The organism is Microcoleus sp. (assembly GCF_041354475.1).
In the GTDB taxonomy this organism is placed as follows: domain Bacteria; phylum Cyanobacteriota; class Cyanobacteriia; order Cyanobacteriales; family Microcoleaceae; genus Microcoleus.
On the sequence record NZ_JBGJZU010000030.1, the window covers coordinates 16,099 to 41,758 of the forward strand.

The 25,660-nt window shown below is 43.8% G+C and carries 26 protein-coding genes; 19 read left to right on the forward strand and 7 right to left on the reverse strand.

Annotation, left to right across the window (positions count from 1 at the left end; translation table 11 throughout):
• Positions 1 to 291 precede the first annotated feature (291 nt).
• The 6 genes from ACBR23_RS13545 (at position 292) to ACBR23_RS13570 (ending at position 6,766) form a co-directional block, all read left to right on the forward strand.
• Complete coding sequence (locus ACBR23_RS13545) at positions 292 to 2,532, forward strand: phosphoketolase (RefSeq protein WP_371119740.1); 2,241 nt, start codon at positions 292 to 294, stop codon at positions 2,530 to 2,532.
• A gap of 313 nt (positions 2,533 to 2,845) precedes the next feature.
• On the forward strand, positions 2,846 to 3,442 hold the full coding sequence (locus ACBR23_RS13550; protein WP_371117921.1) for a Uma2 family endonuclease: 597 nt from the start codon (positions 2,846 to 2,848) through the stop codon (positions 3,440 to 3,442).
• 101 nt (positions 3,443 to 3,543) lie between these two features.
• A complete protein-coding gene (locus ACBR23_RS13555) occupies positions 3,544 to 4,134 on the forward strand; it encodes a Uma2 family endonuclease (RefSeq protein WP_371119739.1) in 591 nt (196 codons plus the stop codon).
• Positions 4,135 to 4,239: 105 nt separating this feature from the next.
• On the forward strand, positions 4,240 to 4,836 hold the full coding sequence (locus ACBR23_RS13560; RefSeq protein WP_371119738.1) for a Uma2 family endonuclease: 597 nt from the start codon (positions 4,240 to 4,242) through the stop codon (positions 4,834 to 4,836).
• 164 nt (positions 4,837 to 5,000) lie between these two features.
• Entirely contained in the window at positions 5,001 to 6,107 is a 1,107-nt protein-coding gene (locus tag ACBR23_RS13565) for a DUF262 domain-containing protein (RefSeq protein ID WP_371117917.1), read from the forward strand.
• Entirely contained in the window at positions 6,107 to 6,766 is a 660-nt protein-coding gene (locus ACBR23_RS13570; protein WP_371117916.1) for an MAE_28990/MAE_18760 family HEPN-like nuclease, read from the forward strand. Before ACBR23_RS13565 ends, ACBR23_RS13570 begins: the two co-directional genes overlap by 1 nt.
• On the opposite strand, the gene ACBR23_RS13575 is transcribed toward ACBR23_RS13570, so the two are convergent.
• Complete coding sequence (locus ACBR23_RS13575) at positions 6,763 to 6,954, reverse strand: hypothetical protein (RefSeq protein ID WP_341739677.1); 192 nt, start codon at positions 6,952 to 6,954, stop codon at positions 6,763 to 6,765. The two genes, ACBR23_RS13570 and ACBR23_RS13575, sit on opposite strands and share 4 nt — an antisense overlap.
• Positions 6,955 to 7,100: 146 nt before the next feature.
• On the opposite strand from ACBR23_RS13575, the gene ACBR23_RS13580 reads away from it, so the two are divergent.
• Positions 7,101 to 7,436, forward strand: a complete 336-nt coding sequence (locus ACBR23_RS13580) for a DUF5674 family protein (RefSeq protein WP_371119737.1) — start codon at positions 7,101 to 7,103, stop codon at positions 7,434 to 7,436.
• Complete coding sequence (locus ACBR23_RS13585) at positions 7,433 to 7,786, forward strand: hypothetical protein (protein WP_371119736.1); 354 nt, start codon at positions 7,433 to 7,435, stop codon at positions 7,784 to 7,786. The genes ACBR23_RS13580 and ACBR23_RS13585 overlap by 4 nt, the downstream gene beginning before the upstream one ends.
• Before the next feature lie 128 nt (positions 7,787 to 7,914).
• Here ACBR23_RS13585 and ACBR23_RS13590 read toward each other — a convergent pair whose 3' ends face one another.
• Positions 7,915 to 10,275: a VWA domain-containing protein gene (locus ACBR23_RS13590; RefSeq protein WP_371119735.1), complete on the reverse strand. Its 2,361-nt coding sequence runs from the start codon at positions 10,273 to 10,275 to the stop codon at positions 7,915 to 7,917.
• Positions 10,276 to 10,553: 278 nt separating this feature from the next.
• Here ACBR23_RS13590 and ACBR23_RS13595 point away from each other — a divergent pair, with 278 nt between their 5' ends.
• The gene (locus ACBR23_RS13595; protein ID WP_371119734.1) at positions 10,554 to 12,050 is read left to right on the forward strand and encodes an NB-ARC domain-containing protein; all 1,497 of its coding nucleotides are present in this window, start codon (positions 10,554 to 10,556) and stop codon (positions 12,048 to 12,050) included.
• Here the strand turns inward: ACBR23_RS13595 and ACBR23_RS13600 are convergent.
• Both ACBR23_RS13600 and ACBR23_RS13605 read right to left on the reverse strand, forming a co-directional pair.
• The gene (locus ACBR23_RS13600; protein WP_371119733.1) at positions 11,969 to 12,295 is read right to left on the reverse strand and encodes a hypothetical protein; all 327 of its coding nucleotides are present in this window, start codon (positions 12,293 to 12,295) and stop codon (positions 11,969 to 11,971) included. The two genes, ACBR23_RS13595 and ACBR23_RS13600, sit on opposite strands and share 82 nt — an antisense overlap.
• Complete coding sequence (locus ACBR23_RS13605; protein WP_371121436.1) at positions 12,292 to 12,672, reverse strand: hypothetical protein; 381 nt, start codon at positions 12,670 to 12,672, stop codon at positions 12,292 to 12,294. Before ACBR23_RS13605 ends, ACBR23_RS13600 begins: the two co-directional genes overlap by 4 nt.
• A 347-nt stretch (positions 12,673 to 13,019) precedes the next feature.
• Between ACBR23_RS13605 and ACBR23_RS13610 the strand changes: the two genes are divergently transcribed.
• From ACBR23_RS13610 to ACBR23_RS13625, 4 genes are all read left to right on the forward strand, one after another.
• On the forward strand, positions 13,020 to 13,274 hold the full coding sequence (locus tag ACBR23_RS13610; protein ID WP_371119731.1) for a hypothetical protein: 255 nt from the start codon (positions 13,020 to 13,022) through the stop codon (positions 13,272 to 13,274).
• A gap of 68 nt (positions 13,275 to 13,342) precedes the next feature.
• Positions 13,343 to 13,627 carry a BrnT family toxin gene (locus ACBR23_RS13615; protein WP_371119730.1) on the forward strand — a complete coding sequence of 95 codons (285 nt, stop codon included), beginning with the start codon at positions 13,343 to 13,345 and terminating at the stop codon, positions 13,625 to 13,627.
• Entirely contained in the window at positions 13,596 to 13,877 is a 282-nt protein-coding gene (locus tag ACBR23_RS13620) for a CopG family antitoxin (protein WP_340524553.1), read from the forward strand. Before ACBR23_RS13615 ends, ACBR23_RS13620 begins: the two co-directional genes overlap by 32 nt.
• 98 nt (positions 13,878 to 13,975) lie before the next feature.
• Entirely contained in the window at positions 13,976 to 14,536 is a 561-nt protein-coding gene (locus ACBR23_RS13625; protein ID WP_371119729.1) for a Uma2 family endonuclease, read from the forward strand.
• Positions 14,537 to 14,967: 431 nt separating this feature from the next.
• Here ACBR23_RS13625 and ACBR23_RS13630 read toward each other — a convergent pair whose 3' ends face one another.
• Both ACBR23_RS13630 and ACBR23_RS13635 read right to left on the reverse strand, forming a co-directional pair.
• A complete protein-coding gene (locus ACBR23_RS13630) occupies positions 14,968 to 17,319 on the reverse strand; it encodes a PhoX family phosphatase (RefSeq protein ID WP_371115369.1) in 2,352 nt (783 codons plus the stop codon).
• A gap of 232 nt (positions 17,320 to 17,551) precedes the next feature.
• On the reverse strand, positions 17,552 to 18,019 hold the full coding sequence (locus tag ACBR23_RS13635; RefSeq protein WP_371119728.1) for a hypothetical protein: 468 nt from the start codon (positions 18,017 to 18,019) through the stop codon (positions 17,552 to 17,554).
• A gap of 200 nt (positions 18,020 to 18,219) precedes the next feature.
• On the opposite strand from ACBR23_RS13635, the gene folK reads away from it, so the two are divergent.
• From folK to ACBR23_RS13665, 6 genes are all read left to right on the forward strand, one after another.
• Positions 18,220 to 18,708 carry a 2-amino-4-hydroxy-6-hydroxymethyldihydropteridine diphosphokinase gene (gene folK, locus ACBR23_RS13640; protein ID WP_371119727.1) on the forward strand — a complete coding sequence of 163 codons (489 nt, stop codon included), beginning with the start codon at positions 18,220 to 18,222 and terminating at the stop codon, positions 18,706 to 18,708.
• Positions 18,709 to 18,825: 117 nt separating this feature from the next.
• A complete protein-coding gene (locus tag ACBR23_RS13645) occupies positions 18,826 to 19,374 on the forward strand; it encodes an NUDIX hydrolase (RefSeq protein ID WP_341738049.1) in 549 nt (182 codons plus the stop codon).
• 82 nt (positions 19,375 to 19,456) lie between these two features.
• Positions 19,457 to 20,908, forward strand: coding sequence for an FAD-binding domain-containing protein (locus ACBR23_RS13650; RefSeq protein WP_341737998.1), 1,452 nt, complete (start codon positions 19,457 to 19,459; stop codon positions 20,906 to 20,908).
• A gap of 275 nt (positions 20,909 to 21,183) precedes the next feature.
• Positions 21,184 to 21,396 carry a hypothetical protein gene (locus tag ACBR23_RS13655; RefSeq protein ID WP_371125654.1) on the forward strand — a complete coding sequence of 71 codons (213 nt, stop codon included), beginning with the start codon at positions 21,184 to 21,186 and terminating at the stop codon, positions 21,394 to 21,396.
• Positions 21,397 to 21,482: 86 nt separating this feature from the next.
• Complete coding sequence (gene thrC / locus ACBR23_RS13660) at positions 21,483 to 22,781, forward strand: threonine synthase (protein WP_371119726.1); 1,299 nt, start codon at positions 21,483 to 21,485, stop codon at positions 22,779 to 22,781.
• A gap of 131 nt (positions 22,782 to 22,912) precedes the next feature.
• Entirely contained in the window at positions 22,913 to 23,188 is a 276-nt protein-coding gene (locus ACBR23_RS13665; protein ID WP_371115367.1) for a MoaD/ThiS family protein, read from the forward strand.
• A 604-nt stretch (positions 23,189 to 23,792) separates the two neighbouring features.
• On the opposite strand, the gene ACBR23_RS13670 is transcribed toward ACBR23_RS13665, so the two are convergent.
• The gene (locus ACBR23_RS13670) at positions 23,793 to 25,658 is read right to left on the reverse strand and encodes a ribonuclease J (protein ID WP_371119725.1); all 1,866 of its coding nucleotides are present in this window, start codon (positions 25,656 to 25,658) and stop codon (positions 23,793 to 23,795) included.
• Positions 25,659 to 25,660 lie beyond the last annotated feature (2 nt).

A 25,660-nucleotide genomic window follows, 5' to 3' on the forward strand; every position in this document is an offset into this window, starting at 1 on the left:
TTGACAATCCTGGACGCAGGGGGTAAAAAACCCGGTTTCTGCGTCAAGATGTCAGGCGATAGAGCGATAATTTTTTATCATAAACCTGGATTTTTGCGTAAGTAATGATTGAATTATTTTAAGGTATTTTTAGGGAGAATTATAGTATTTAAATAATTGCTAAATGTAATTTGAGATGGGATAAATTTAAGTTATTTATGAGAGACATAATATAAGTGATGATTTTTTGGAACACGGAAGCTATAAAATTACTGTTACATCGATCTAATTCAAATTTTTCAGGTATCAAGCATGACAGCAACTAGCCCGAAACCAACGTCAGCAACGCCAGCTTTTTGCGAAGGCATTCAATATTTTTCCGAGACAGTGGCTGGTTTTGAGACTTACGGGAAAGTACCTGCGATCGCCAGCGGAAGCAAATCGATCGCCGATCCAGCCGATCCCGCCGCCGTCTTTCAAACCATGCTCGCTGCTGATGCCCTGCGCTACCTGACACTGCAAGTCACCGCCAGCAAGGCCTCTGGACATCCGGGGGGATTTGCTAGCCAAGCCGAGGCCTACGCAGCTTTGGTGATGCTAGGACACAAGAATATTGTAACTGAAGTCGGGCATCACGCCCCCGGATTTTATAGTGCCATGTTTCTCGATCGATCTTTAGAAGACATGGAAATTGTCAACGTGCAGCAAATGCGCGACAAATTCCGAGAAAAAGACGGTTTGTTAGGACATCTTTCCGGCTTTATTCCAGGTCTTTTAGCACCAGCAGGTCCCCTCGGACAAGGACAGCATTTTGCCATGTCAGGAGCACTTTTGCACCCAGACAAACTGTTTGCTTTCACAATGGGCGACGGTGGCATGGGCGAACCCTATCCGATGAGCAGCATGGGACATTTCCACACAGCTTATCCGAGCGTTACTAACTTTCTACCAGTGTTAGTTTGGAACGGATATTCTCAGGAACATCATAGCATGGTTTCGACTAAAACCAATGCGGAAATGATTGCTTATTGGCAAGGAAATGGTTTTGAAGAAATCATCTTAATTGACGCTAAGGAATTTGATGATGGAAGTCAAACGGGAGATTATATTGACAGCACAGCTTTTTCCCTAGAACAGCGCATGGCATTTACCAAAGCTGTTTTACAAGGGGTTGACCAAGCAGCTAAATCTGCTCTCGGTGGCAAACTAACTGTGTTTATCATCAAACAGTTGAAAGGTGCGGGCGTGCACGCGCTTGGAGCCAAATCGCACAACCTTTATCCCAAAGATACCCTCGATGCACCGCACATTGTCAGTGCTTTAAAAGAGCGCGCTTTGAGTGTGGAAGCTTGGGAATTGGTGCGGACAAATGCTGAACGCGCGGGCGGCGGGCCAGCAGCAAAAACTGTGGTAACAGAGTTTGAATTACCATTGGCAGATTTAGGTGAATTGCCTTTAGAGGAATTTGCAGTTGGTGGAGAAGCGAAGGTTTCGACAACTGCAATGGGACGTTTGGTAGGGAAAGTCGGTGAGCGCGATCGCACTTTTGTAGTCACCAATGCAGATGGCAACGAAGCATCAGGAATTGCCAACATCAACCAAGCCCTGAAAATCATTCACCCAACCACAGATGACCTGTACAATCAATCGCCAAACGGTCAAGTTTACGAACCTTTAAGTGAAGATGCTTGTGCAGGTTTAGCCGTAGGTTTGTGCTTATTCGGCGCGCGGACTTTGTGGTGTTCCTACGAATCTTTTGCCATCAATGGTTTACCAATTTGGCAAACTGTCACCCAAGCAATGGCAGAATTACGTCGTCCAACTCCAGCTACTGTCACCTTATTTACAGCAGGTGCTTTAGAGCAAGGTCGCAATGGTTGGACGCACCAGCGCCCAGAAATTGAGGCTTATTTTGCGGCAATGATGCGGAATGGCAATGTGTTTCCTTTGTTTCCACCCGATGCTAACAGTATTCAAGCTTGTTACGATTGGGCTTTGACTGCGAAGAATAAGGGAATTGTGATTACTGCGAGTAAGTCGCCATTGCCAATTCGGACTACTTTTGCCCAGACGCGCCAAGGTTTGGAAGATGGTGCTATTGTGTTGCAAGAAATCGAACCCCCCCAAACCCCCCTTAATCAAGGGGGGAGTAAGAAGGTTGTATTTGCTGTAATTGGCGATATGAGTTTGATTCCGGTGTTTGAAGCAGCGGCATCTTTGGAAAAATCAGGTGTTGGTTCGCGGATTGTTTCTATCATCAATCCGCGCCGTTTGTACCGCCCAACTGATGTTGCTTGGGATACTTGTTCCGAGGCTGACGGCGGCTTTTTGAGCGATGACAAATTTGCCGAAATGTTTGGTGGAGATGCCTTGTTGGGCGTGATAGGCGGTGCTTCTGGGATGTTGGAGCCTGTGATGCTACGCAGCAATTGTCGGCGGGATACTTTCGCTTGGAAGCGGGGGGAAACTACTGCTAGTGCTGGTCAATTGATGGCGTTTAATGGGTTGACTGCTGAGGCGTTGACTAAAAGGGCGATCGAGTTAGTTAATTAATAGGACTTAGGCAAAAACCCGGTTTCTTAAGGTAATTGTGTCATTTTAGGTTGACGAATATCGCGAGAAACCGGGTTTTTGAAGCTCAGTCCTTGACGGGTGGCCAAAAACCAAGTTTCTGCATCAATATTTATGGAAAAAGCGATGATTTTTGGAAGAAACCGGGTTTTTTTAGGTGAGTGCGTCGAAGACTGATTAAGCTAGAATGTGAGAGACTCCCTTCGACTCCGCTCAGGGAGCAAGAAACAAAGCGCCTTGGCGAATGCTATACTAGGTAGGGGTTAGTAATATTTAAAATAGGATGGTGATACCTGTGACTGCACAACTTTTAGAAGAAATAGGTACGCTTGGGGAACAGCGATTTGTTCTCCCCGGTTATTATAGTTGGGAGCAATTTGAGGCTCTAGAATCTTTAATGGCAGACTCTTCTGGTTTGCGGATAACTTATCTTGATGGGTGGATTGAGTTTATGACACTGGGTGAAGCACATGAGACAATCAGTTGTATTCTTAATTTTTTGCTACAACTCTACTTTTGTGAAATGGGAATTGAATATATTCCTGTAGGTAGTGCGACTCGCAGAAATCGAGCCAAAGATGTCTCATTTGAACCTGACGAGTCTTATTATATAGGTGAAAAGAAAGAGCATCCCGATTTAGCAATAGAAGTGACGATTACTAGCGGGAGTACAAATAAACTGGCTAAGTATTTGCGACTTCGCATTCCTGAAGTCTGGTTTTGGGAAAATAATCGGCTTGATGTTTATGGGCTGCGCGAGGATAATTATGAGCAAGTTTCAAGAAGTGAGTTGTTGCCAGAGTTGGATTTAGAATTGTTGGTGCGTTGCGTTTTAATGCCTTCAAGGATTGAGGCAAGGACGGAGTTTCTGAATGGGATTAGACCGCAGTAAGATCGATTGACTTTGTTCGCTAAGTTTTGAATACGATTTCATGTTCTACCAGGGTTATACCAGATAAGGGCTAGCAATATTAAAGTAAGATGGTTATATCTATGACAGCACAACTTTTAGAAGAAATAGTTTCCCTTGCCGAACAGCGATTTGTTCTCCCTGGTTATTATAGTTGGGAGCAATTTGAGGCTCTAGAATCTTTGATGGCAGACTCTTCTGGTTTGCGGATAACTTATCTTGATGGGTGGATTGAGTTTATGACATTGGGTGAAGCACATGAAGAGATCAAAAGTATTTTGGCTATATTTATAGCATTTTACTTTTTTGAGAAAGGGATTAACTTTATTCCTGTAGGAAGCGCAACTCGCAGAAATCAAGAAAAAGATGTTTCCTTTGAACCTGATGAGTCTTATTATATAGGTGAAAAGAAAGAGCATCCCGATTTAGCAATAGAAGTGACGATTACTAGCGGGAGTACAAATAAACTGGCTAAGTATTTGCGACTTCGCATTCCTGAAGTCTGGTTTTGGGAAAATAATCGACTTTCTGTTTATGGGCTGCGCGAGGATAATTATGAGCAAGTTTCAAGAAGTGAGTTGTTGCCAGAGTTGGATTTAGAATTGCTGGTGCGTTGCGTTTTAATGCCTTCAATAATTGAGGCAAGGACGGAGTTTTTGAAGGGTATTCGATAGAATAATAATCGATCTTATTAACTAAGTTTTGAAGGCGATTTTATGTTCCCTACCGGGGTTATACTAGATAAAGGCTAGCAATATTAAAGTAAGATGGCTATACCTATGACTGCACAACTTTTAGAAGAAACAGTTACGCTTGCCGAACAGCGATTGCTTCTCCCTGGTTATTATAGTTGGGAGCAATTTGAGGCTCTAGAATCTTTGATGGCAGACTCTTCTGGTTTGCGGATAACTTATCTTGATGGGTGGATCGAGTTTATGACACTGGGCGAAGCACATGAAAGCTTTAAAAAGGCGATCGCTATATTGCTGGAAGCATACTTTTGTGAGTTCGGAATTACATTTTTTCCTGTAGGTAGTGCGACTCGCCGAAATCGAGCCAAAGATGTTTCCTTTGAACCAGACGAGTCTTATTATATAGATGAGAAGAAAGAACATCCCGATTTAGCAATAGAAGTGACGATTACTAGCGGTAGTACAAATAAACTAGCTAAATATCTGCGACTTCGCATTCCTGAAGTCTGGTTTTGGGAAAATAATCGGCTTGATGTTTATGGGCTGCGTGAGGATAATTATGAGCAAGTTTTAAGAAGTGAGTTGTTGCCAGAGTTGGATTTAGAATTGCTGGTGCGTTGCGTTTTAATGCCTTCAATAATTGAGGCAAGACAGGAGTTTATTCAGGGAATTCGTCCGCAGTAATTTGGTTAATTAATCAGAGTTACGCAAGAAATCGTTTGATATGGTATAATCTACATGGTTAAAGACTGACTTTTTGTCAGGCGCAACGGAACACAGTAGAATGGCTAAGTATCCCTATTCTACAAAAATGGTTATACATAACAACATTTAATACACATTGAACTATGTCCCTGCAAGATGAGATTGACAAAACAAGGCAAGAAATTCGGACTGATAGCTACTCAATGTCTATTGGGGAGTGGATTAGTCTTTATGAGAGCAGTGAGATTGATATTCATCCAGATTTTCAGAGATTTTTCCGTTGGTCCGATCATCAAAAATCAACCTTTATAGAATCACTCTTGCTAGGTATACCTATTCCACCAATTTTTGTTAGCCAAAGAGATGATGGTGTTTGGGATGTTGTAGATGGTGTTCAGAGACTATCAACAATATATGAATTTGTCGGTATTTTGAAAAAAGATGAATCAGAAAACAATACACAGCCAGTAGCTCTACAAAAAACTACATATTTAGATTCTTTAGAAGGAAAAAAATGGAACGATCCAAATGACAAAGATAATTCTTTCACTCAAACACAACGTTTATTGATTAAACGCTCAAAAATTGCTGTCAATATTGTTGAGAAAGAAAGCGATGAAATGATTAAGTATGAGCTATTTCAGCGACTGAATACAGGAGGTTCAGTTGCTACACCTCAAGAAGTGAGAAATTGCATTCTTTTGATGTTGAATAAAGATTTATATCAATTGATGCGTTCACTGGCAGATTATGAATCATTCAAAAAATGCACGGCTTTAAGTGATAGACTTTATGAAGAACAGTATGATATGGAGTTAGTATTGCGTTTCATACTTCTCTTCGATCAAGATGAGCTAAGCCTTCACAAGTTGGGTGGTGATGTTAGCGTTTTTCTGACAGACAAGATGCGTGAAATCGCTGTTAATAAAAAATTAGATTATCAGCATATAGAAACTGCATTCAAAATAACATTCGATCTTCTAAATAAAATTACAGGTGATGATAGTTTCAAAAGATATAAATCTGAACAAGACAGCTTCCTTGGTGGTTTTCTATTATCCGCATATGAAGTGGTAGCGTTGGGAATCGGATATCACTATAAAAGTCTACCTAAAATAAACCAAATATCTGATAAAATAAAAGGTATTTGGTCACATCCAACTTATCAAAAATGGTCGGGAGCTGGCGTGAATGCTGCAAGACGTTTACCTTACCTGATTCCGCTTGGTAGAGAAGTATTTTCACCCTAATGAGTATCCGAACTGCTGGACAATTAAGTGATAAGCTTTCAACCGATCTTGCTTGGCGAAAGAAGGAACTTTCGGAACTCAAATCCTTGGTAGAAGCGAGAAATGTTTCTCCTCAAAGGCATAGTGCGTTGATTCGGAGTGGAATATGTATTCTCTATGCTCATTGGGAAGGTTTTGTCAAATTAGCATCAAATAGTTACCTAGAGTATGTTGCAATGCAAAAGCTTCGCTACGATCAGCTTAGTAGCAATTTTCTAGCTTTGGCAATGAAGACAAAATTGAATGAGGCGAGAGACACAAATAAACCATCATTATATATACCTGTTTGTGATTTCTTCCTTTCTAACTTAAATACTAAATGCTCTTTGCCATACAAAGACAAAGATGCAATTTCTACTGCATCCAATCTGTCTTCTGACATTTTGAAGGAAATAACTTGTACTCTGGGAATAGACTTTTCGGTTTACTCTACTAAGTCCGTGTTAATCGATATTAAGCTTTTGAAAACAAGAAACGAAATTGCACATGGTAACTATTTGACGGTTGACAGAGAAGAGTATATAGAGTTACACGCAGAAATTATGGGAATGCTTGATGTATTCCGTAATCAGATAGAAAATGCTGCTGTTAATAAGGATTTTATGCGGAATTCACCTTAGAGGCGATCGCTCTCGGTACAATTATCGCAGTGTTTGGTATTTGCTGCGAAGGGCGATCGCTCTTGATGCACTCTGCGGGCGATCGCTACCCGTACAATCATCGCACTGTTTGGTATTTGCTGCGAGGGGCGAGATCCTTCCCATTCAATAGCACCTATGCGATCGGTCAAGATACTGGTAAAAGCCAACAGCTTTGAGGTAAACTAGAATTGCTCGAAGTTTCTGGAGTCTGACATGGAAACAATGAAACTGCGATCGCATATTGGAACCGATGGCATATTGCTTCTCCAAATGCCCGCTGAGTTTAAAGATACTATGGAAAACATAGACAAAGATGATTAATCTGATACAAGAGCGTGCTACTAAAGAGCAACTTGAAGAAATGTTAGAAATCCTTAGCAGTTATATTAAACTAGCAGTGGATATCGAACGGGGAATTTTGGCAGGTGGTGGAGAACTTCACGCTGATTGCGAAGCTGTGTTGCTTGAAAATGGGACCAAGCAGGTAAATATTTGGGGAGCAGATTGGTATCCGCTGACACAAGAAGTAGGATATGAATCTCTAATCAATATCCGTCCCCGTCAGAACAATCGTTCGATGGAAATTCAAGATCCGATGATTCGAGAAAAAGTTTCTCAGATAGTTCAACAGTTATTAGGAGGATTATGAGAGATTGGAATGCTTTAAAGGAACGCTATTTGCGAGACGAATTACCGATTCGTTTGGGAAATTTAGCATCGAATTTGGCACGACTTAAATCTCGCTGTCAAAATGCAGCTAATGGCGAAATAATTGAAAGTCTGCTGCAAGAAAGTAAGCTGTTTATTGAATGGACTGCTCAAGATGCAGAGATAGAAATAGCTGCTGAGTTAGTTGAGTTGCAGATTCAGTTAGCTTGCTGGCAATATTCTTGGGCAAGGATTTGGGAGGATGCGGAACAACGAATGAGAGTTGGAGAAGAGGGAAGGATTTGGTCGGAGAAAGTGCTGAATATGTCGAGTTTGTTGACTGTGAATTAGATGGAGGGCGATCGCATGAGCGTGAGAAACCGGGTTTCTGAACAAAATCTCGGCGGCGATGCTTAAGTTATCTGAGAAACCCGGTTTCTTAATAAAGCTCACGCTTTACTAATAGTTTAAGCGCTGATTCACACACCTATGAAAACATTTGGAGTTAGTGTACTTGTTTCTACGCCTTGAACTATTGCTAAATAACTCTCGTTAAGTTTAATTGCAGTAGAAACAGTGGGAAGTCCTCCATTTAACTGTAAGGTAATTGGTTTAAACACAAGCTGATTTAGTAACAAGCCACTCGCTAAACCTATTTTGTCTCCCGGCTGGAAGTCTGTAATGACATCTGCTTGCTCTGGCAAATTCACAGCCGAGTTCCCTGTAATGAAAAATGTATCACTACCTGGACCACCGATCAGAATATCTTGACCTAAATCTCCCCATACTTGATCGTCACCGACACCACCATCTACCATATCGTTACCTTTGCCACCATATAATGTGTCATTGCCCTCTAATCCTATCAAGATATTATTGCCCCTGTAACCAAGTAGTCGGTCATTATTGGGACTACCATTAATAATATTTTGCACAGGTGTGGTAATCGAAACGGTTTGATTTTGCGCTGATGTTCCCAGAGCTTCAATTATTACGTCAACAATCTTAGAAGCATCGGCTGCCTTTAAAGCTTTACCACCCGTTGCAGTGGCAAGGCTTTGAAAATCAGCCGCAGTCCTTGAATCATTGCCAATCTGAATCGTGAAAATTTCAACTGGGATTTTGGCTTGATTATCGGTTTGTAAAGCGAAGCGTGTAACAGCAAGGTTGCTTGCAATGTTGCTGGTCTTAATATCACCTGCAATTGACATCGAGCTGGGGAGACTACTAGCAGATACTGACTTTCCCACATTAGATGCAAGTGCAAGTACCTGTGCCCGAAGTTCAGTGTCTTTGGGTGGTGCATCGCCAAACAGGATGATTCGTCGGACATCTGCCTCTGCACGCCACTCTCCAGCATCACCAGACAGAGCGCGGATTAAGCCAGCATTAACTACTTCAGGAAAGTCATCACCACCACCGACCGAAATACTATTGATTGCGTTGAGAGCGGCAGTTTTCCGTTGTTCAATGTCAGGTTGATCCGTAAAGGGTAGAAAGGTATTTGTTGCAGGATCATTGTACCCAACAACAGCAATTCGAGAGCCACCAGAGTTAGTCTTGTCAGGACTCACAGAGTCAGGAGAGTCACTTTTCTCTCCCAATACTATGTTGATAATCTCACTAGCACGGGCTTTAACTTCATCAATATCATCAGACATACTAGAGGTGGTATCAATGACGAAGCAGATATCTTGTGCTGACCCCTTCTTAAAGACTTTCTTCTCTATATTCTTAAGGATGTCTGTACCGTCGCGCGATGGAATCTTGTCACTGATTCGTTGGGAGCCATCAGCCAAATTCTGTATGTTATATTCATCTTCCACGCCTTTATAGACTGCTGTGTCAAATCCCTCACCTCCATCAAGCTCATCGTCCGATGCGCTGCCACTTAAAGTATCGTCACCAGCACCACCGACTATAAGAAAAGGTTCGCTAGGATTAACCGATTTTTTTGCATCCGAGGGGCTAAGATCATCATTCTTGGGAGTGCCATAAATCACTGACAAATTCCCACGTTCGTAAGACAGGAAGGGATCATTTTTTCTAAGATTTGCTATGTATTGATCCCTCTCTTTGTTGAGCTTTTCAACTCCGCCCGGAAAATTTCCCTTACCAGAACCTGATTGAACTTGACTCTCAAGCTCAAACTCTTCCTCGCTGTAAGCCGGATAAAAATTTCCCGGCCCGTCAAACTTTATCTCAACTGGAAGACGAGCCAACTTATAAGGATTTAACTCGGAGTCGAGCACCCAGTTAGCCACTCCAACAAGTAGATTACCAGAACTATAGTCGAAATTGTCGTCATAAGCACGCACTTCCATACCATTGATCGTTCTTTTACCATCTTTTACCTCGAAGGTCATCTTTTCTTTAGTGACTTTAAAACTGGTTTCACCGAATATGTATGAGCGCTTAACATAGTCCTCGCTGTTGATTTCGGTTCCATACTGCGAGATAGTTATTTCATGATCACCTAATTTGATTGTTTTTCCCAAAATGGTTAGACCTTTTTCTAATCCCAGAATTTCTGTGATTTGATCATAAGTATAGTTACCATCTGGAATCTCGTTTTTTTTATTGAAAAATTTTTCCACAGCAGGAAACAGCGATGGATACGCGAAGCGCCCGCCACCCCCGTCCTCGCTATTCATGTATGCGGTCATATCGTAGGTAATGGAGGGTGCTCTTCTATCAAGACGTTCTCGATAATTCTCAGCTGTTACACCAGGTTCGATCTCAAGTCTAATATGCTCGTTATAGTTGTCAGATGACGGTTTACTCTCTGCAAAGACAAGGACCTTGGTGATTTCAATTGGGTCAAAATTTACGCCAGCCATTGTTAATACCTCTTTGTGGTAAATTTAAGTAGTAAACTTAAAGCATCATTACAAGGTATCAACGACTAACGTTTAGCCCTGAACTTACACTTTAATAATCCTCCTATTTTCCGTAGTAATCAAAGCTTTGTCTAGTCCGCAAAATGTCCTATTTTGCCCCCAATCTTTCCCCGCATTCACTCTCTTTAAATCTAATTTTGTACTAAAATATCTAAAAATATACTAAAATGTCTAAAACTGTGCGATAATACACAAAATCATCCCAGCCTCTTAAGCCGATGAATCTTAAAGAAATGTTAAACATTGCAGATAAGATAGTCTTCGAGAAAACGGGTCAACACCTTGATGATTTACAAGAGGCGGTACTAAAAGCAACTCTACAACACGATACATACAAGCACGTAGCCAAAGACTTGGACTGTTCTGAAAGTCGTGTTAGGAATGCGGCTTCGGAATTATGGCAATTACTTTCAGAAGAGTTGGGAGAAGATGTCAATAAAAAGAATTTTGCGTCGGCAATTCACAGGTTCCAAGTCTCTAATGTTTCAAACTTTTCAAAAGATGTTGTTGTAGGAATTGGTATCTTTAACCTCTGTGGAGAAGGAAGACACCCACCAAATATCCCAAACTCACACCCACCAAATCAAGAAACATCTAACTTAAAACAACCTGAAACTCCACATCAAGATTTAAGCGAGATGCCAGAATTAGGCACTTTTTACGATCGCACTTCCGAACTCCACACCCTCACCACCTGGATTCTACAACAACACAGCCGCCTCATCACCCTCACCGGCATCAGCGGCATCGGCAAAACATCCCTAGCAGTAAAACTCGTACAACAAATCAAAGACGAGTTTGAGTACGCAGTTTGGTACACCCTAGACGAATTCCCCACCATAGATAAATTTCAATCTAACCTAATACAGCTTTTATCCAATTCAGAAAAACAAGATTTGTCCCCAACCAACCAGAAACGCTTACCGCTGATTAAGTATTTGCAAAACCATCGCTGTTTAATAGTCTTAGATGACGTTCACAACCTTTTCTGTAGCAGCGAATCGGCAGGAAAATATAAACCAGAATGCGAAGAATATCGATCTTTATTCAAACAAATAGAAAAATTATCCCATCAAAGTTGCTTGCTGCTAATCGGTTGGGAACAACCCAGAGAAGTGACCCAAGTTAAAAACCAAAATACTGCCATTCGTACCTTACAACTCAAAGGTTTAGACATCGCAGCCGCACGGGAAATACTCAGAGATTATGGGTTAGCAGAAAGCGACAACAGTGAAACTCTCATTCATCGCTACCAAGGCAATCCCCTATGGTTAAAAAGCGTGGCGACTCTGATTCTTGAGTTGGGAGGAGCAGTGACTGAGTTATTACCAAATGATACCATATTGTTACCAGAAGATTTGAAAGATGTTTTACAGCAGCAGTTCGATCGCCTATCGGAACTAGAAAAACAAGTAATCTCGTTGTTGGCGAGGGAAAGCCAGCCAGTCGATCGCATAAAATTACTTGAAAATGATACAATTCCGCTACCAGATTTGGCAAATGCGCTGCAATCTCTATCGCGGCGCTGCTGGATTGAACAACAAGGAAGTAGTTACACTTTGTCACCTATAATGAAGCAATATATCAAAACTCGATTATCGCACTTAACAAACATCGACAATGAATCAACTTTTCAAACAACACCGCTTGTCAACTCTTGTTTCCTCAAATTCGGCAACAATGCCAAAACATCCAAATACCACCACCAACGCTGAGGCGTAATCTCTTCAAATTTACGCTTCTCAGCCAAATCTACAAACCGCGACAACTCCTCGTAAAACTCCCTTGCTTGTTCAACTAACCGTCGATCGGCATTTGCTAATAAACCTTTCTCTTCCTCACTCAGTTGAGATTCCACTTTTGCCAACTCATCTCTAAGTTGCAACATTTCTAAATGTTCAGCCCCACTCACATCAGGAAATTCAACCATTACACAATAGTTTTTTAGCAAAATATTCATAACAAATCCTTAACTAAACCTACATAAATAAACATTGAATTAGCCAGGTAGCTTTCCGGTTCCTTTGGAGGAAAAGCCGTTTCTAAAACTCCATCCAAGCCCATCATTACCAGCCATATTGTGTTGTTTACACTGCTGGTAACTGTGGGATAAAACGTTTTTCCGTAGACGTACACATAAACTTTAGCGTCAGCATCCCTAACAATAAAACTGATAACTCCATTATATTCTTCAAGGGTCGCGTCCTGCTCTAAATGCCCTAAATTAATCCTTTTGAGTAAATGAGACATTGCTTTTCCAGGTTTCCAGAGAATTCCGTCTCTCACCCGCTCAATTGCCTGCACAACCTCTAATTGCCTACCTTCATCAAAAATCAACTTTAACCTTATACCAATTTAATGGGTTGTTGCATATATCTCGATCCCCCTAAATCCCCACCCCCCCCTAGCCCCCCCCAAGGGGGGAAGGGGGACTTTGAGAAGAATCTTGTCCCCCCCTTATTAAGGGGGGCTAGGGCGTGTTTTCAAACTCTCCAATCAGATCCCGATCCCCCTAAATCCCCACCCCCCCCCTAGCCCCCCCCAAGGGGGGAAGGGGGACTTTGAGAAGAATCTTGTCCCCCCCTTATTAAGGGGGGCTAGGGGGGATCGGATTCTATGCAGCCTCATAAAAAATTGGTATTACCGGAGAAAAACAGAACTGCAAACAAACATATCATAACCTATTGGGCATTCCCAAACAAATTACAAAACCTAAGTTCGATCGCCTATCGGAACTAGAAAAACAAGTAATCTCCTTGTTGGCGAGGGAAAGCCAGCCGATCGATCGCATAAAATTACTTGAAAATGATACAATCCCGCTGTCAGATTTGGTAAATGCGCTGCAATCTCTATCGCGGCGCTGCTTGATAGAACAACAAGGAAGTAGTTACACTGTGCCGCCTGTGTTGAAGCAATATGCGATCGCCCATGCAGTGTAATGGATACAACCATTGCTGGCATTCTATGATACACTAGGAGTGAGCAGTGATAAGGACATATAAATCAAGTGGAAATCACAGGCTTTATCTGGCTAGAAGATATCGTTGAAAAACTAGCTCGAAAACATTCTGTTAGCCCACAAGAAGTTAGAGAAGTCTTTGAGAACTTTGCAGTTTTCCGCTTTGTCGAAAAAGGGCATCGTCAGGATGAAAATGTTTACGCTGCTTTGGGACAAACTGATGCCGGACGCTACTTGATTGTTTTCTTTGTTTATAAAGAAGATAGGCAAGCATTAATTTTATCTGCACGGGACATGACAAATGCTGAACGAAGAAAATACCAGAAAACGTAAAAGTGCTATCTCAGAAGCTGAATCTTATCAGCAAATAGGCGAGTTTTGGGACGATCGCGATCTGGCAGATTATTGGGAGGAAACTGATGCTGCTGAGTTTTCAGTAAATCTTCAATCTGAGATCATATATTATCGTGTTGAAGTAACTTTATCAGAGCAAATTCGTTCCATCGCTAAACGTCAAGGTGTTTCTCCAGAAACGCTTTTAAATTTGTGGGTGCAGGAGAAACTTAGCAAAGAAATAGCGTGAAGGGACAACAATGAGTTGTAACCAAAATCTAAAATCCAAAATCAGATCGCCCTTTTCTTCAAGCTATTCTAGAAACATACTTCATTCCCGATCGCATTATGGTTGCCTTACCCGATCGCCTATCGATGAGCCCAGAAGAATACCTGGCTTGGGAACCCACCCAAGAAGAACGCTACGAGTATTGGGATGGCACAGTAGTCGCGATAGGAGGCGAAACCCGCAATCATAATCGGATTTGCATCAACTTCTTCAAGCTATTAGACGATCGCCTGAATCTCCCCTACGAGATTTACATCTTAGCTGTGAAACTACAGGCAGAACTAGGGCGAAAGTATTTTTATCCTGATGTTGTGGTAACTTGCGACGATCGCGATAACGATCCACAATTAGTGCAATTTCCTTCCTTGATTATCGAAGTTTTATCGCCTTCCACCGAAGCAGTAGATCGCGGTACTAAATTTGCGAAATACCGCCAATTTTCAACACTGCAAGAGTATGTCTTGGTACAAGTTGAACAGCCAGGAGTAGAGATGTTTCGGCGCAATCAACAGGGGCAATGGGTGCTATCGGAGTATGGTTTTGGCGATTCCTTGCAACTTGAATCGGTGAATCTAGAAATTGCGATCGCCGATTTATATCGCCAAGTACAATTTTCTTAGTTGCATCGGAATGATATAGAGGAGACGGCAGTGCCCATTGGTGTCAACTTAAGGTACAACCAATAGTCCGGCAGGGGTTGAAACCCCTGCCTCAAAGCGCAAGTCCTCTCAAAGAGGACTGAAGAGAAGAATTTTCAACTCTTGAGTCCTCTTTGAGAGGACTTTAGCTATTAGACAGGGAATTAATTCCCTGTCGGACTCGCGGGATGACTAATGGACTTGGAAGGCTTTCAAGCTTAAGTTGACACCAATGGGCTTGGCCTTAGTCCCTACAATGTTATTTTGGGTAGGGACTAAGGCCAAGCCGTCTCCTAATTTCTTAAGCAGGATTTACGCACTCGACCAAAGAAACCGGGTTTTTACCAAATCTGCCGACTCCGACGACATACCTGGACAAAAACCCGGTTTCTGGGCACCATTGTAAGTCCTATTTAAACAAACTGACCCGTTGTAGTCGATCGCAAGCGACGAATCCCAATCACCGAAGGCATGGGCGAACGACGCGAATCATTCGAGATATTACTCGGCCACAAACTGCCGCGAGAAACAGTCCGAGTCTGATTGAAAACAGCACCGTTCAAATCCAACATTTCAATTTGTCGGCTGAGTACAGTACCATCATCGATCGGGCAATCTTCGCCAGGATGCTGCACCGCAACTACCAGCGTATCTCCGATAAAAGTTGGACCAGTGATTTCGCACCGGTTCGGCCCGTAAGCAAAGGGAATTACACTTCCTGCATTCGGGCCGTTCGTTGGAATATAAAACAGCCAATTGTTGCCGAAAACACCAGTAAATTCTGATGTATTACCAGTCTTCTTGTGGTCGATCGCAGCTTGTTTTGCCGCAGAACCAACATCAAAACCATTGTGCGTGCTAGTAGACATATCAGTGACACCCCAAATATTACCTTGAGTGTCAAAAGCCAAATTATCTACACTAGCAAATCCCGCCCCAGCTACCGCACCGGCTTCTCCACCTTGACTAAAACGTTGCCAGCGGAATGTCGAACCCGCACCGTCGGAACTATCTTCAATTATCTTGTAAATTCCTCCCGACTGCTGACCGCTGTTGAGGGCGGCAGTGTATTTCGCAACATTAAAAATGCGAGAATCTGGATAGCCGTCGCTTCCCGGTGCGCCGTCAGTATAAGCAATGAAAACTTCCTTAGTTGTAGGATGAATTTCCAAATCTTCAGGCCGCGCCGTCGGAGTGCCACCAATTAAATTAGCAGCTAAAAAGGCATCAACTAAAACCGCACCTTGGCTGGTGTAGAAATTAGCAAGAGTTTTATTTCTGTAGCCGGGAAGTGCTGTTGCTTCATTAGTTGTGTCTACTACAAAAGAACCGCCGTCTTCGGTTTGACCGGCAATTCCGGCACGTTTTGGTAAGCGAGTATTGGCATCTCTTTGAGCTTTGCCAAAACTTGCTAATTCGGCTTCGCCCATTTTTTTGGGACTGACTGGATTTGTTGGGCTATTTAATGCCAGTGGTAGCCATCTTCCAGCACCGTTACGATTGAATTGGGCAACGTACAAAGTGCCGTCTTCAAACAAGCGGCTATTGTTTTTATCTGCGGGATTGGTGACAGTACCGTTGCTGACAAATTTCCAGGTGTGTCCGCCTCTGCGATCGTCACCCATGTACACTACTAGCTTGCGGCCTGCTTCGGCGCGCATCGCGACGTTTTCGTGGCGGAAACGACCTAAAGCAGTGTGTTTGCGGGGGCGGAAATTCGGATCTTGGAGATCGACTTCTACCATCCAGCCGTATTTTTCGCCGACTAAGCCGAATTCTTCACCTGTAGTCCCCTTGGCGTAGCCTGTTTGGGCGCCGTTGGGTTTGATGTTTTCCTGAACTCCGACGAAGAATAGTTCGCTACCTTGGAAGTTTTCTTCGGCGGAGAGGATTGTACCCCAGGGGGTTGTGCCACCGGAACAGTTGTAGGCAGTACCTATGATCCGGTTTCCCAGCCCGTCGCTGTTGACTTGGGCGAAAACTTGGGTGGCCGCCGGGCCGGTACCTGTAAGATATTTGTCGTCGCCTTGTCTGCTTCCCCAGGATGTGACATCTTTGTATTGGTCGGCACGCTGGCTGTTGATTCCGAGGCCGGAAAGTCCGTGGATGCGTCGGTTGAGGGGGTCGCGGGCGATCGCGCCAAATCTCCCATTGGCTTGTTTGGTGATGCGGACGATCGAACCACCCATATTGTACAAGAATTCGCCCAAGGTAGCGCGATTCTTTACGGATAAGTCTAGACCGATGACGGCGCGATCGGTTGCGGGAAATGATGCCAAATCTGTCGGCGTTTCCGGTGCCTGTTTTGACATTGGGAAGGATACATACTCGTGGTTGACCCAGAGATAGCCGTCGTCATTGCTGCCGCGAAGGCCTACGAAGCCTGTGTAGTCGTTGTTGTAGCCGAAATAGTCGGATAGATCGGGAAAAACGCGATCGCCCCAGCGGAGAATCACATAGCGTTCGTATTCCGGTGGTACAACTACATCGTCAACAACGTTGTAGCTAGTTAATTTAGTATTCTGCGAAGCCGCCATCACAGTTCCTTGTCCGTTTAGGCCGGTTGGCATAAAGCTCGACAATTCTTGATAAACTGGCAGTGGGTGAGGAAGTCTTAATGGAGTGAAAGATATCGGACTGAACGCAGCTTCGGCAGAGGTGGAATTGATGCCGAATAGTGTTTCAGTTAGTTGAGGCGCAAGCACAGTTGTAGCTGCACTGCTTCCGAAGAAAATTAGCAGTTGTCGGCGAGTTATTTTAGACATAAATTCCTGTTCAACCCCACATCCCTAATCTGGTGATTCTCTATGAGATTTTACCGTTGTTAAATTAAGGGAAGTTAACATGAAGGTTAATTAAAGTGAGATTATATTTTGGTTAATTATTGGTTATTTGCGTCGCCCTGAGCGGAGTCGAAGGGTTATTGGTGATTGGTTATTTGTTACCGATGTCCGATGCCCGATGCCCGATTCCCGATTCCCAATTCCCAATTCCCCATTAGTCATCTCGAAAGCCTGGATCGTTTTGTCGGGAGGCCGGCCGGCTGGGTGCTGGTACGTTGATAGTTTGCGATGGTCCAGAATTGGCTGGTGAAATATTGCCCTCTCTGAATCCCAAGAGGTATTTAGCATCGGCAAAATATCTAGTCCACTGTTCGATTCTGGAATCTTTCTGCCACTGGTTGCGAGATACTCTCGATCGCAAAACAGGAACCATTCGTCTGCTGCGATCCGCTGTAACTATAATCGTCACCTCTGTCAATCCGGGATTGTTTTGGAACTCGCGGGCGATCGACTCTTTCGCTAAATCTTCCGCCTGCTGTACTAAACTGGCAAAAGATTGACTATCATCGGAATTTACGGTAAGATTGGTTTCCTTAGTTTCAGCCAAGGCGATCGATGTAGTTGATGTAAAATTAATAGTGACTAGAATCAAGGCAGACAAAAGGAGACGGTAAAAACTCATTAATTTCCAAATTAAACACTGATACTTATCAAGTATAATCAACAAAGATTAAGCATAAATTAAGCCAAAATTAAAACAATTTGTTACAGAACCATCGAGACTTATATCAAATCCACTCTTCATCAGACTTATTCATCTCTGTTATCTCCCTCTGCGTTCTCTGTGTTCTCTGCGGTTAAAATATTCCAATTCAAATTCCAATGAAATCAACAAAATGCGCCATCGCCCTCGGTAGCAACCTAGGGGACTCCCTCACAATTCTCAAAAGCGCGATCGAAACTCTAAACAACACCCCAGAAATAGAAGTAAAATCTCATTCAAGCTGGTATCAAACAGCCCCGGTCGGGCCACCACAACCCGATTACATCAACGCCTGTGCCATCCTAGAAGTTACCCTAGAACCAGAACAGTTACTATTAGCTTTATTAGAAATAGAAATAAAATTTAATCGAATTCGCCAAGAAAAATGGGGACCCAGAACCCTAGACCTAGATTTGCTGTTATATGATAATTTAGTCCTACAAACTCCGACGCTGACTCTACCTCACCCCCGAATGACAGAAAGAGCATTTGTATTAGTCCCTTTGGCAGAAATTGCCCCGGATTGGGTGCATCCGGTGACAGGAAGTGCGATCGCACAAATGGTCCAAACGGCAGATTCTTCGGGAATAGAAAAAATGATAGTCTAGAAAAGACACAAAACTAATTATCACTTACTTCTCAATTCCCAATTTCCCATGCCCATGCAACCGGATTTGATATGATGTCATAAATCAGTGTACTCTCAAATTATTCATTTGTTGCTTATGTCGAGCGATCGAGAACTACCCAAAGTCCTGAAACAACGCCTGTTTTACCAAGGACGCAAATTTAATTTTGACGTAGCCACTCTCCGGCTTCCCAACGGTGCCGAAGGCGAATGGGAATGTATTCGTCACCCAGGCGGAGCCCTAGCAGTACCAGTAACCCCCGAAGGTAAACTTGTCTTGGTGCGACAATATCGTTTTGCGGCTCAAGGGCGAATTTTAGAATTTCCCGCTGGTACAATAGAAGTTAATGAAAACCCCGCCGAAACTATTAAACGCGAAATCGAAGAAGAAACAGGATATCGCGCGGGTAAATGGCAAAAATTAGGGGAATTTTTGCTCGCCCCCGGTTATTCAGATGAAATCATTTATGCTTTTTTAGCCCTAGATTTGGAAAAGCTGGAGAAGCCACCAGCACAAGACGATGATGAAGACATGGAAACCGTTTTATTCACTCCTGAAGAATTAGAAACAGCGATTTTATCTGGGGAACCCATAGATGCAAAATCTATTTCTAGCTTCTTTTTAGCCCGTCCTTTTTTAAATTAAAATGATTTGCTGACAATCTCGCGGATTGAGCCGTGGAGGTTGTTCTCAAACCTAAAATCTAAAATCTAAAATCTAAAATCGAATGTCTGATCTAATTTTATTTTGGCATCGCCGAGATTTGCGTATTTGTGATAACATCGGACTAGCAGCAGCAAGGCAACAAAGCCCGAAAGTAGTAGGCCTCTTCTGTCTAGATCGCCAACTCCTCAATCTTGATGACGTAGCCCCAGCCAGAGTCACATACATGATGGGATGTTTGCAAAAACTTCAGCAGAGTTACGCGGAATCGGGCAGTCAATTACTGATAATTCAAGATGAACCTAGTGAAGCCATCCCCAGACTAGCCACAGCTATAAATGCCAAAGCAGTATTTTGGAACTGGGATGTGGAACCCTATGCAAAAAAACGTGATTTTGCAGTATCTAATGCCCTAGCACAAACAGGAATTCAAGTCAAAAATTTCTGGGATCAACTACTGCACGCGCCAGAGGAAATTCGCACAGGCACGGGAAATCCATATACTGTTTATACACCATTTTGGAAAAAATGGAACAGCCTACCCAAAACCCAACCAGTAGAGACACTGCCCATCATTTCTTTAGAAGAAATGACAGGATTAACCGCAGCAGAAACAGAAATTGCACGCCAAGCAGGTGCAATGGAAATGTTGCCTAGCGCCAGAGACTTGGGCTTTATTTGGGAAAATCCCTTGTTAATAGAACCAGGAGAAAATCCAGCGCAACAAAAATTGGAAGAATTTTGTGATTTGGCAATTTACGAATATCAAGACCAACGTAATTTTCCCATAATTAATGGCACATCCCAACTCAGCCCTGCTCTCAAATTTGGTGCCATCGGCATTCGCACAGTTTGGCAAGCTACCCAGAGATTAATGGATAATTGTCGCAACGAAGAAGGGCAGAAAAATATCCGCACTTGGCAACAGGAATTAGCGTGGCGAGAATTTTATCAACACGCAATGTATAATTTTCCTGAATTAGCAGATGGGCCCTACCGTCAACCCTTCAAAGACTTTCCTTGGGAAAATGATGAAAAACTTTTTCAAGCCTGGTGTAGAGGCAAAACTGGCTATCCGATTGTAGATGCGGCAATGCGGCAGTTGAATCAGACTGGTTGGATGCACAATCGGTGCCGGATGATAGTCGCTAGTTTCCTCACTAAAGATTTAATTATTAACTGGCAGTGGGGGGAAAAATACTTTATGCAAAAATTGATAGATGGCGACCTTTCTGCTAATAATGGTGGCTGGCAGTGGAGTGCATCCAGTGGTATGGACCCGAAGCCTTTACGCATATTTAATCCCGCGAGTCAAGCTCAAAAATTTGACCGGGAAGGTGAATATATTCGGCACTGGGTTCCTGAATTGCGCAGAGTAGATACGAAACTTTTGCTAACGGGAAATATTTTGCCCTTAGAACGCAAATTTCTTCCTTATCCCGATCGCATCGTAGATCATAATCAGCAGCAGCGTAAGTTTAAGGAACTTTATAAACAGCAAAAAATAGTTGATTAGTCAGTAGTCAGTTAGATTTGGTCCTGACCCCACCGAATCTCCAAGTAGCTAATCCCATCCCTTGAGGTATCGACAGGTGAGCCATTCGTTGAGAGACGATACATGACTAATCTTTAAGATGCTTATTCTTCAGCATTGAGGTTGTTTGCGCCTCCACGTGTTTGGTTCGATCGCCCTGGTGTGACCAAGTGTCAAAAGATCTCCATATTACCCCGTTGTAAAAAACCTACACCTGTCACCCCCTACCTCCCCAAGGGGGGATGGCGGATGGGGCATTGGAATTAACACCAATAACCAATATTAAGTTTTGTAACAAATTGTTCGTCAAATCCTCCTTGAACTCGATCGACCAAGAGGCAAAACCCACCGCTGCGGATTTCCAGGCAGAGGCAGAAAACGAGTATAAGCCTTGTGGAGTCTTGCACCTAGCCCACCCAACGATGCAAGTTAAACAACCACCATCTCACTCAAAAATCAATCCCGACTAAAAAAATCGGGTATGGTTGACGCACTAATTTCACCGTGGTATTCTGCGAAAAGAGTTAACAACATTGCAAAACTGGAGAGTTTAGCTATGACCCAGGCGACCAGAACCCAATCGACAGCAGCAACCTTCACAGCCCTCAAGTGCAAAGAATGCGGCGAAGAATACGAACTTCAAGCAAAACACGTCTGCGATTGCTGTTTCGGGCCGCTAGAAGTCAAATACGATTACGATGCTATCCGCCGCACCGTTACCAGACAAACCATCGAAGCCGGACCAAACTCGATTTGGCGTTACCGCGCATTTCTGCCCGTCGCTACAGATAACGTGATCGATGTCGGCACCGGCATGACTCCTCTATTAAAATCGCACCGCCTAGCTCGTCGCCTGGGTCTAAAAAATCTTTATATTAAAAATGATGCGGTCAATATGCCCACTCTTAGCTTCAAAGATAGAGTGGTGTCCGTTGCCCTCAGTAGAGCGAGAGAATTAGGTTTCACAACAGTATCCTGTGCCAGCACTGGTAATTTAGCTAACTCTACGGCGGCGATCGCAGCCCACGCCGGACTCGACTGCGTAGTCTTCATCCCCTCCGACTTAGAAGCAGGCAAAGTTCTCGGCACCCTAATTTACAATCCAACCGTGATGGCAGTTCACGGCAACTACGACCAAGTTAACCGCCTCTGCTGCGAAGTAGCCAATACACACGGCTGGGGATTTGTCAACATCAACTTGCGCCCCTACTATTCCGAAGGCTCGAAAACCCTAGGCTACGAAGTTATCGAACAACTAGGTTGGAAATTGCCCGATCACGTAGTTGCTCCCCTGGCTTCCGGTTCTTTGTTCACCAAAATTTACAAAGGCTTTAACGAATTCACCGAAGTCGGCTTAGTTGAAGGCAAGAAAGTCCGCTTCAGCGGTGCCCAAGCTGACGGCTGTTCCCCCATCGCCCAAGCCTTCCGTGAAGGCCGCGATTTCGTTAAACCCGTGAAACCGAATACAATTGCTAAGTCGATCGCGATCGGCAATCCAGCAGACGGGATGTACGCCCTCGACATCGCCCGCAAAACAGGCGGCAACATAGAATCCGTCAGCGACACCGAAATCATCGAAGGCATGAAACTGCTAGCCGAAACCGAAGGCATCTTCACCGAAACCGCAGGTGGCACCACCATCGCCGTCTTGAAGAAACTGGTAGAAGCAGGCAAAATCAACCCCGATGAAACCACCGTCGCCTACATCACCGGCAATGGCTTAAAAACCCAAGAAGCTGTCCAAGGCTACATCGGCGAACCCATCACCCTCGAACCAAAACTAGAAGCCTTCGAGCGTGCCCTAGAACGGGCTCGGACACTGGAACGCCTAGAATGGCAGCAAGTTTCGGTTTAATAGTCATTAGTCATCAGTCATTAGTTATTAGTTATTCGTTATTAAGCTGATGACTACTGACTGATGACTGCTGACTGTTGACTGTTGACTAATGACTGCTGACTAATGACTACTGACTAAGGACTAAAAAAATGAGTGTTAAAGTTTTAATTCCCACACCACTGCAAAAATTCACCAACAATCAAGCCACAATAGAATGCGGTGGTGCAAACATTTCTGAACTGATTGAAGCCCTCGAAACAAATTGTCCCGGCATCAAAAAAAGCCTGTGCGACGAACAAGGAACACCTCGTAGATTTTTGAATTTCTACGTCAATGCTGAAGACATCCGGTTTTTAGAAGGTACTGAAACTGCTCTTAAAGATGGCGATGAAGTGAGTATTGTACCGGCAGTTGCTGGCGGTTGATTTTTTCACCGCCAAGAGATGCCCGATGGGCTTGAGATACCCGATTTGTTTAACAAGTCGGGTATTCATCTCTCTCTTCTCTTCCTTCGCGTCCTACCCTACGGGAACGGCTTCGCCGAACGCGCCTTCGCGGTTAAATCATTCCGATACAACCGGAATTGATATCAGGATTTGATATCAATTCCGGCTGCACCGGAATGATATAGAGGAGACGGCGCAAGAGCCCATAGGTGTCAACTTAAGCTGTCAGCCCGCCAAGTTCGTCTGTGGGCCCGCGACGAGTCCAACCGGGGTTGAAACCCCTGTCTAATAGCGAAAGTCCTCTAAAAGAGGACTAATGAGTTGAAAATTCTTCTCTTCAGTCCTCTTTGAGAGGACTTTAGCTTTGAGGCAGGGGTTTCAACCCCTGCCGGACTATCGGTTCTACCTTAAGTTGACACGAAGAAGGGCTCTTGGAGTGTCCCTACAGTATGATTTTGGGTAAGGACACTCCAAAAGCCGTCTCCTGATTTCGGCTAATAATTCCGATGCTACCGGATTTGATATGATAGAAACAAAACAGAAAGCCACAGGATACAACCTGTGGCTTTCTGTTTCTATCAATCTAAGAAACTACGGAGGCTACTTTTGCAGCAGTCCGAGGACGCCGACGACCTGTTACTTTATTTACAGGGGCTGGTACTGGCGATGGTACTGAAGATGCTAGTTTAGGTGCTTCAATGGAAAGCTGTTTTTGCACAGTTTCCGATCGCACTGCTTCTTCAGGAATTTGCATCAGGAATACCAGCATGGGATTGCTTTGCAATTCCCGTCGCAGCACTCGCCCAATGGCTTTTTCTATTTGTGTTTGCACTCCTACCCAGTCCACATCAACTTGTGAGTCAGCATTCGTAGCAGGTTTGACAAATTCTGACCAACGATCGCTCAAAATTGTTTCAATCGTTTGAGTGATGAGTCGGATCACCTCGGTGCGATCGGCTGATGTGACTACACCTTTCAAGTGTACTTCCGGCTTGGCCACTAATTTGCCTTCCCAATTCAAAGCCGCCGCTACTGTTACCGCCCCATCTCCGGCTAACTGTTGGCGTTCCTTAAGCACGTTTGCTTTGACTACTCCCGATCGCGAAGAGTCTACTAATTCAATTCCTGAAGGCACTTTACCACCCACTCGCATCGAATTTTCGGTCAATTCTACAACATCGCCGTTGTCAATAATCACCATATTGCTAGCGGGAATGCCCATGCTTTGAGCTGTTTTTGAGTGCTGCACCAACATCCGGTGTTCCCCGTGCACCGGCAAGAAGAATTTGGGACGAGTCATGTTAATCATTAACTTTTGGTCTTCTTGACAACCGTGTCCCGAAACGTGAATTCCCTTGTCGCGCCCGTAAACTACATTTGCGCCCAGCATCATCAATTTGTCGATCGTATTTACCACTGCGATCGTATTTCCCGGAATCGGGTTAGCGGAGAAGATGATGGTATCGCCCTTTCTGATTTTTAGTTCGTGATGTTCCCCGTTAGCAATCCGAGTCATCGCCGCCATTGGTTCGCCTTGGGAACCTGTGGTTAAAATCAGTACCTTGTCATCTGGTAAATTGCGAATTTCTTTCAGGGGTTTGAAGATATTATCTTCGCATTTGATGTAGCCTAGATTCCGGCAGTGAGCGATGACATTCAACATCGATCGACCTACCACTCCCACATACCGATTGTTTTTCTTAGCTAGTTCTAAAACTATTTGCAATCGGTGTACTGAAGAAGCAAACGTCGTCACCATTACTCGTCCCGTTGCTTGAGCGATAATTCTGTCTAAATTCGGATAAACAGAACGTTCTGAAGCCGTAAAACCGGGAACTTCCGAGTTAGTGGAATCGCTAATCAAGCACAGCACGCCTTTTTCGCCATACTCCGCCAGTTTTTGGAAGTCAAAATGCTCGCCGTCTACAGGAGTGTGGTCAATTTTAAAGTCTCCCGTGTGGATCAAAATTCCCACTGGGGTGTGAATCGCCACTGTGAAACTGTCGGCCATCGAGTGAGTGTTGCGAATATATTCGACTAAGAAATTCTTGCCAATTCTCACCATGTCGCGAGGCCTCACTGTCCTCAATTCTGTGCGGTGAGACACTCCGGCTTCCTCTAGTTTTCCGGCTAGCAAAGCCATAGCCAAACGCGGCCCGTAAATCACCGGAATTTCAAATTGTTTGAGGTGATAAGGGATACCGCCGATGTGGTCTTCGTGACCGTGAGTCACGATCATACCTTTAATTTTGTGGCTGTTTTCCCGCAGGTAAGTCATGTCTGGTAGGACAATATTTACCCCGTGCATTCCATCTGTCGGGAATGCTAAACCTGCATCCAAAAGAATTATTTCGTCTCCGTACTCGAATACACAAGTATTTTTACCGATTTCGTGGAGCCCGCCGAGGGGAATAACTTTTAGAGCCTGTCCAGTTGTATTTTTGATCATGC

Excerpts from the sequence above, each read along its gene's own strand:
- ACBR23_RS13560 (WP_371119738.1), top strand. The coding sequence starts at position 4,240 with ATGACTGCACAACTTTTAGAAGAAACAGTTACGCTTGCCGAACAGCGA.
- ACBR23_RS13590 (WP_371119735.1), bottom strand. The coding sequence starts at position 10,275 with ATGGCTGGCGTAAATTTTGACCCAATTGAAATCACCAAGGTCCTTGTC.
- ACBR23_RS13650 (WP_341737998.1), top strand. The coding sequence starts at position 19,457 with ATGTCTGATCTAATTTTATTTTGGCATCGCCGAGATTTGCGTATTTGT.
- ACBR23_RS13600 (WP_371119733.1), bottom strand. The coding sequence starts at position 12,295 with ATGAATATTTTGCTAAAAAACTATTGTGTAATGGTTGAATTTCCTGAT.
- ACBR23_RS13545 (WP_371119740.1), top strand. The coding sequence starts at position 292 with ATGACAGCAACTAGCCCGAAACCAACGTCAGCAACGCCAGCTTTTTGC.
- ACBR23_RS13645 (WP_341738049.1), top strand. The coding sequence starts at position 18,826 with ATGTCGAGCGATCGAGAACTACCCAAAGTCCTGAAACAACGCCTGTTT.
- thrC (WP_371119726.1), top strand. The coding sequence starts at position 21,483 with ATGACCCAGGCGACCAGAACCCAATCGACAGCAGCAACCTTCACAGCC.
- ACBR23_RS13625 (WP_371119729.1), top strand. The coding sequence starts at position 13,976 with ATGGTTGCCTTACCCGATCGCCTATCGATGAGCCCAGAAGAATACCTG.
- ACBR23_RS13570 (WP_371117916.1), top strand. The coding sequence starts at position 6,107 with ATGAGTATCCGAACTGCTGGACAATTAAGTGATAAGCTTTCAACCGAT.
- ACBR23_RS13670 (WP_371119725.1), bottom strand. The coding sequence starts at position 25,658 with ATGATCAAAAATACAACTGGACAGGCTCTAAAAGTTATTCCCCTCGGC.
- folK (WP_371119727.1), top strand. The coding sequence starts at position 18,220 with ATGAAATCAACAAAATGCGCCATCGCCCTCGGTAGCAACCTAGGGGAC.
- ACBR23_RS13555 (WP_371119739.1), top strand. The coding sequence starts at position 3,544 with ATGACAGCACAACTTTTAGAAGAAATAGTTTCCCTTGCCGAACAGCGA.
- ACBR23_RS13580 (WP_371119737.1), top strand. The coding sequence starts at position 7,101 with ATGATTAATCTGATACAAGAGCGTGCTACTAAAGAGCAACTTGAAGAA.
- ACBR23_RS13595 (WP_371119734.1), top strand. The coding sequence starts at position 10,554 with ATGAATCTTAAAGAAATGTTAAACATTGCAGATAAGATAGTCTTCGAG.
- ACBR23_RS13620 (WP_340524553.1), top strand. The coding sequence starts at position 13,596 with ATGCTGAACGAAGAAAATACCAGAAAACGTAAAAGTGCTATCTCAGAA.
- ACBR23_RS13585 (WP_371119736.1), top strand. The coding sequence starts at position 7,433 with ATGAGAGATTGGAATGCTTTAAAGGAACGCTATTTGCGAGACGAATTA.
- ACBR23_RS13630 (WP_371115369.1), bottom strand. The coding sequence starts at position 17,319 with ATGTCTAAAATAACTCGCCGACAACTGCTAATTTTCTTCGGAAGCAGT.
- ACBR23_RS13565 (WP_371117917.1), top strand. The coding sequence starts at position 5,001 with ATGTCCCTGCAAGATGAGATTGACAAAACAAGGCAAGAAATTCGGACT.
- ACBR23_RS13665 (WP_371115367.1), top strand. The coding sequence starts at position 22,913 with ATGAGTGTTAAAGTTTTAATTCCCACACCACTGCAAAAATTCACCAAC.
- ACBR23_RS13635 (WP_371119728.1), bottom strand. The coding sequence starts at position 18,019 with ATGAGTTTTTACCGTCTCCTTTTGTCTGCCTTGATTCTAGTCACTATT.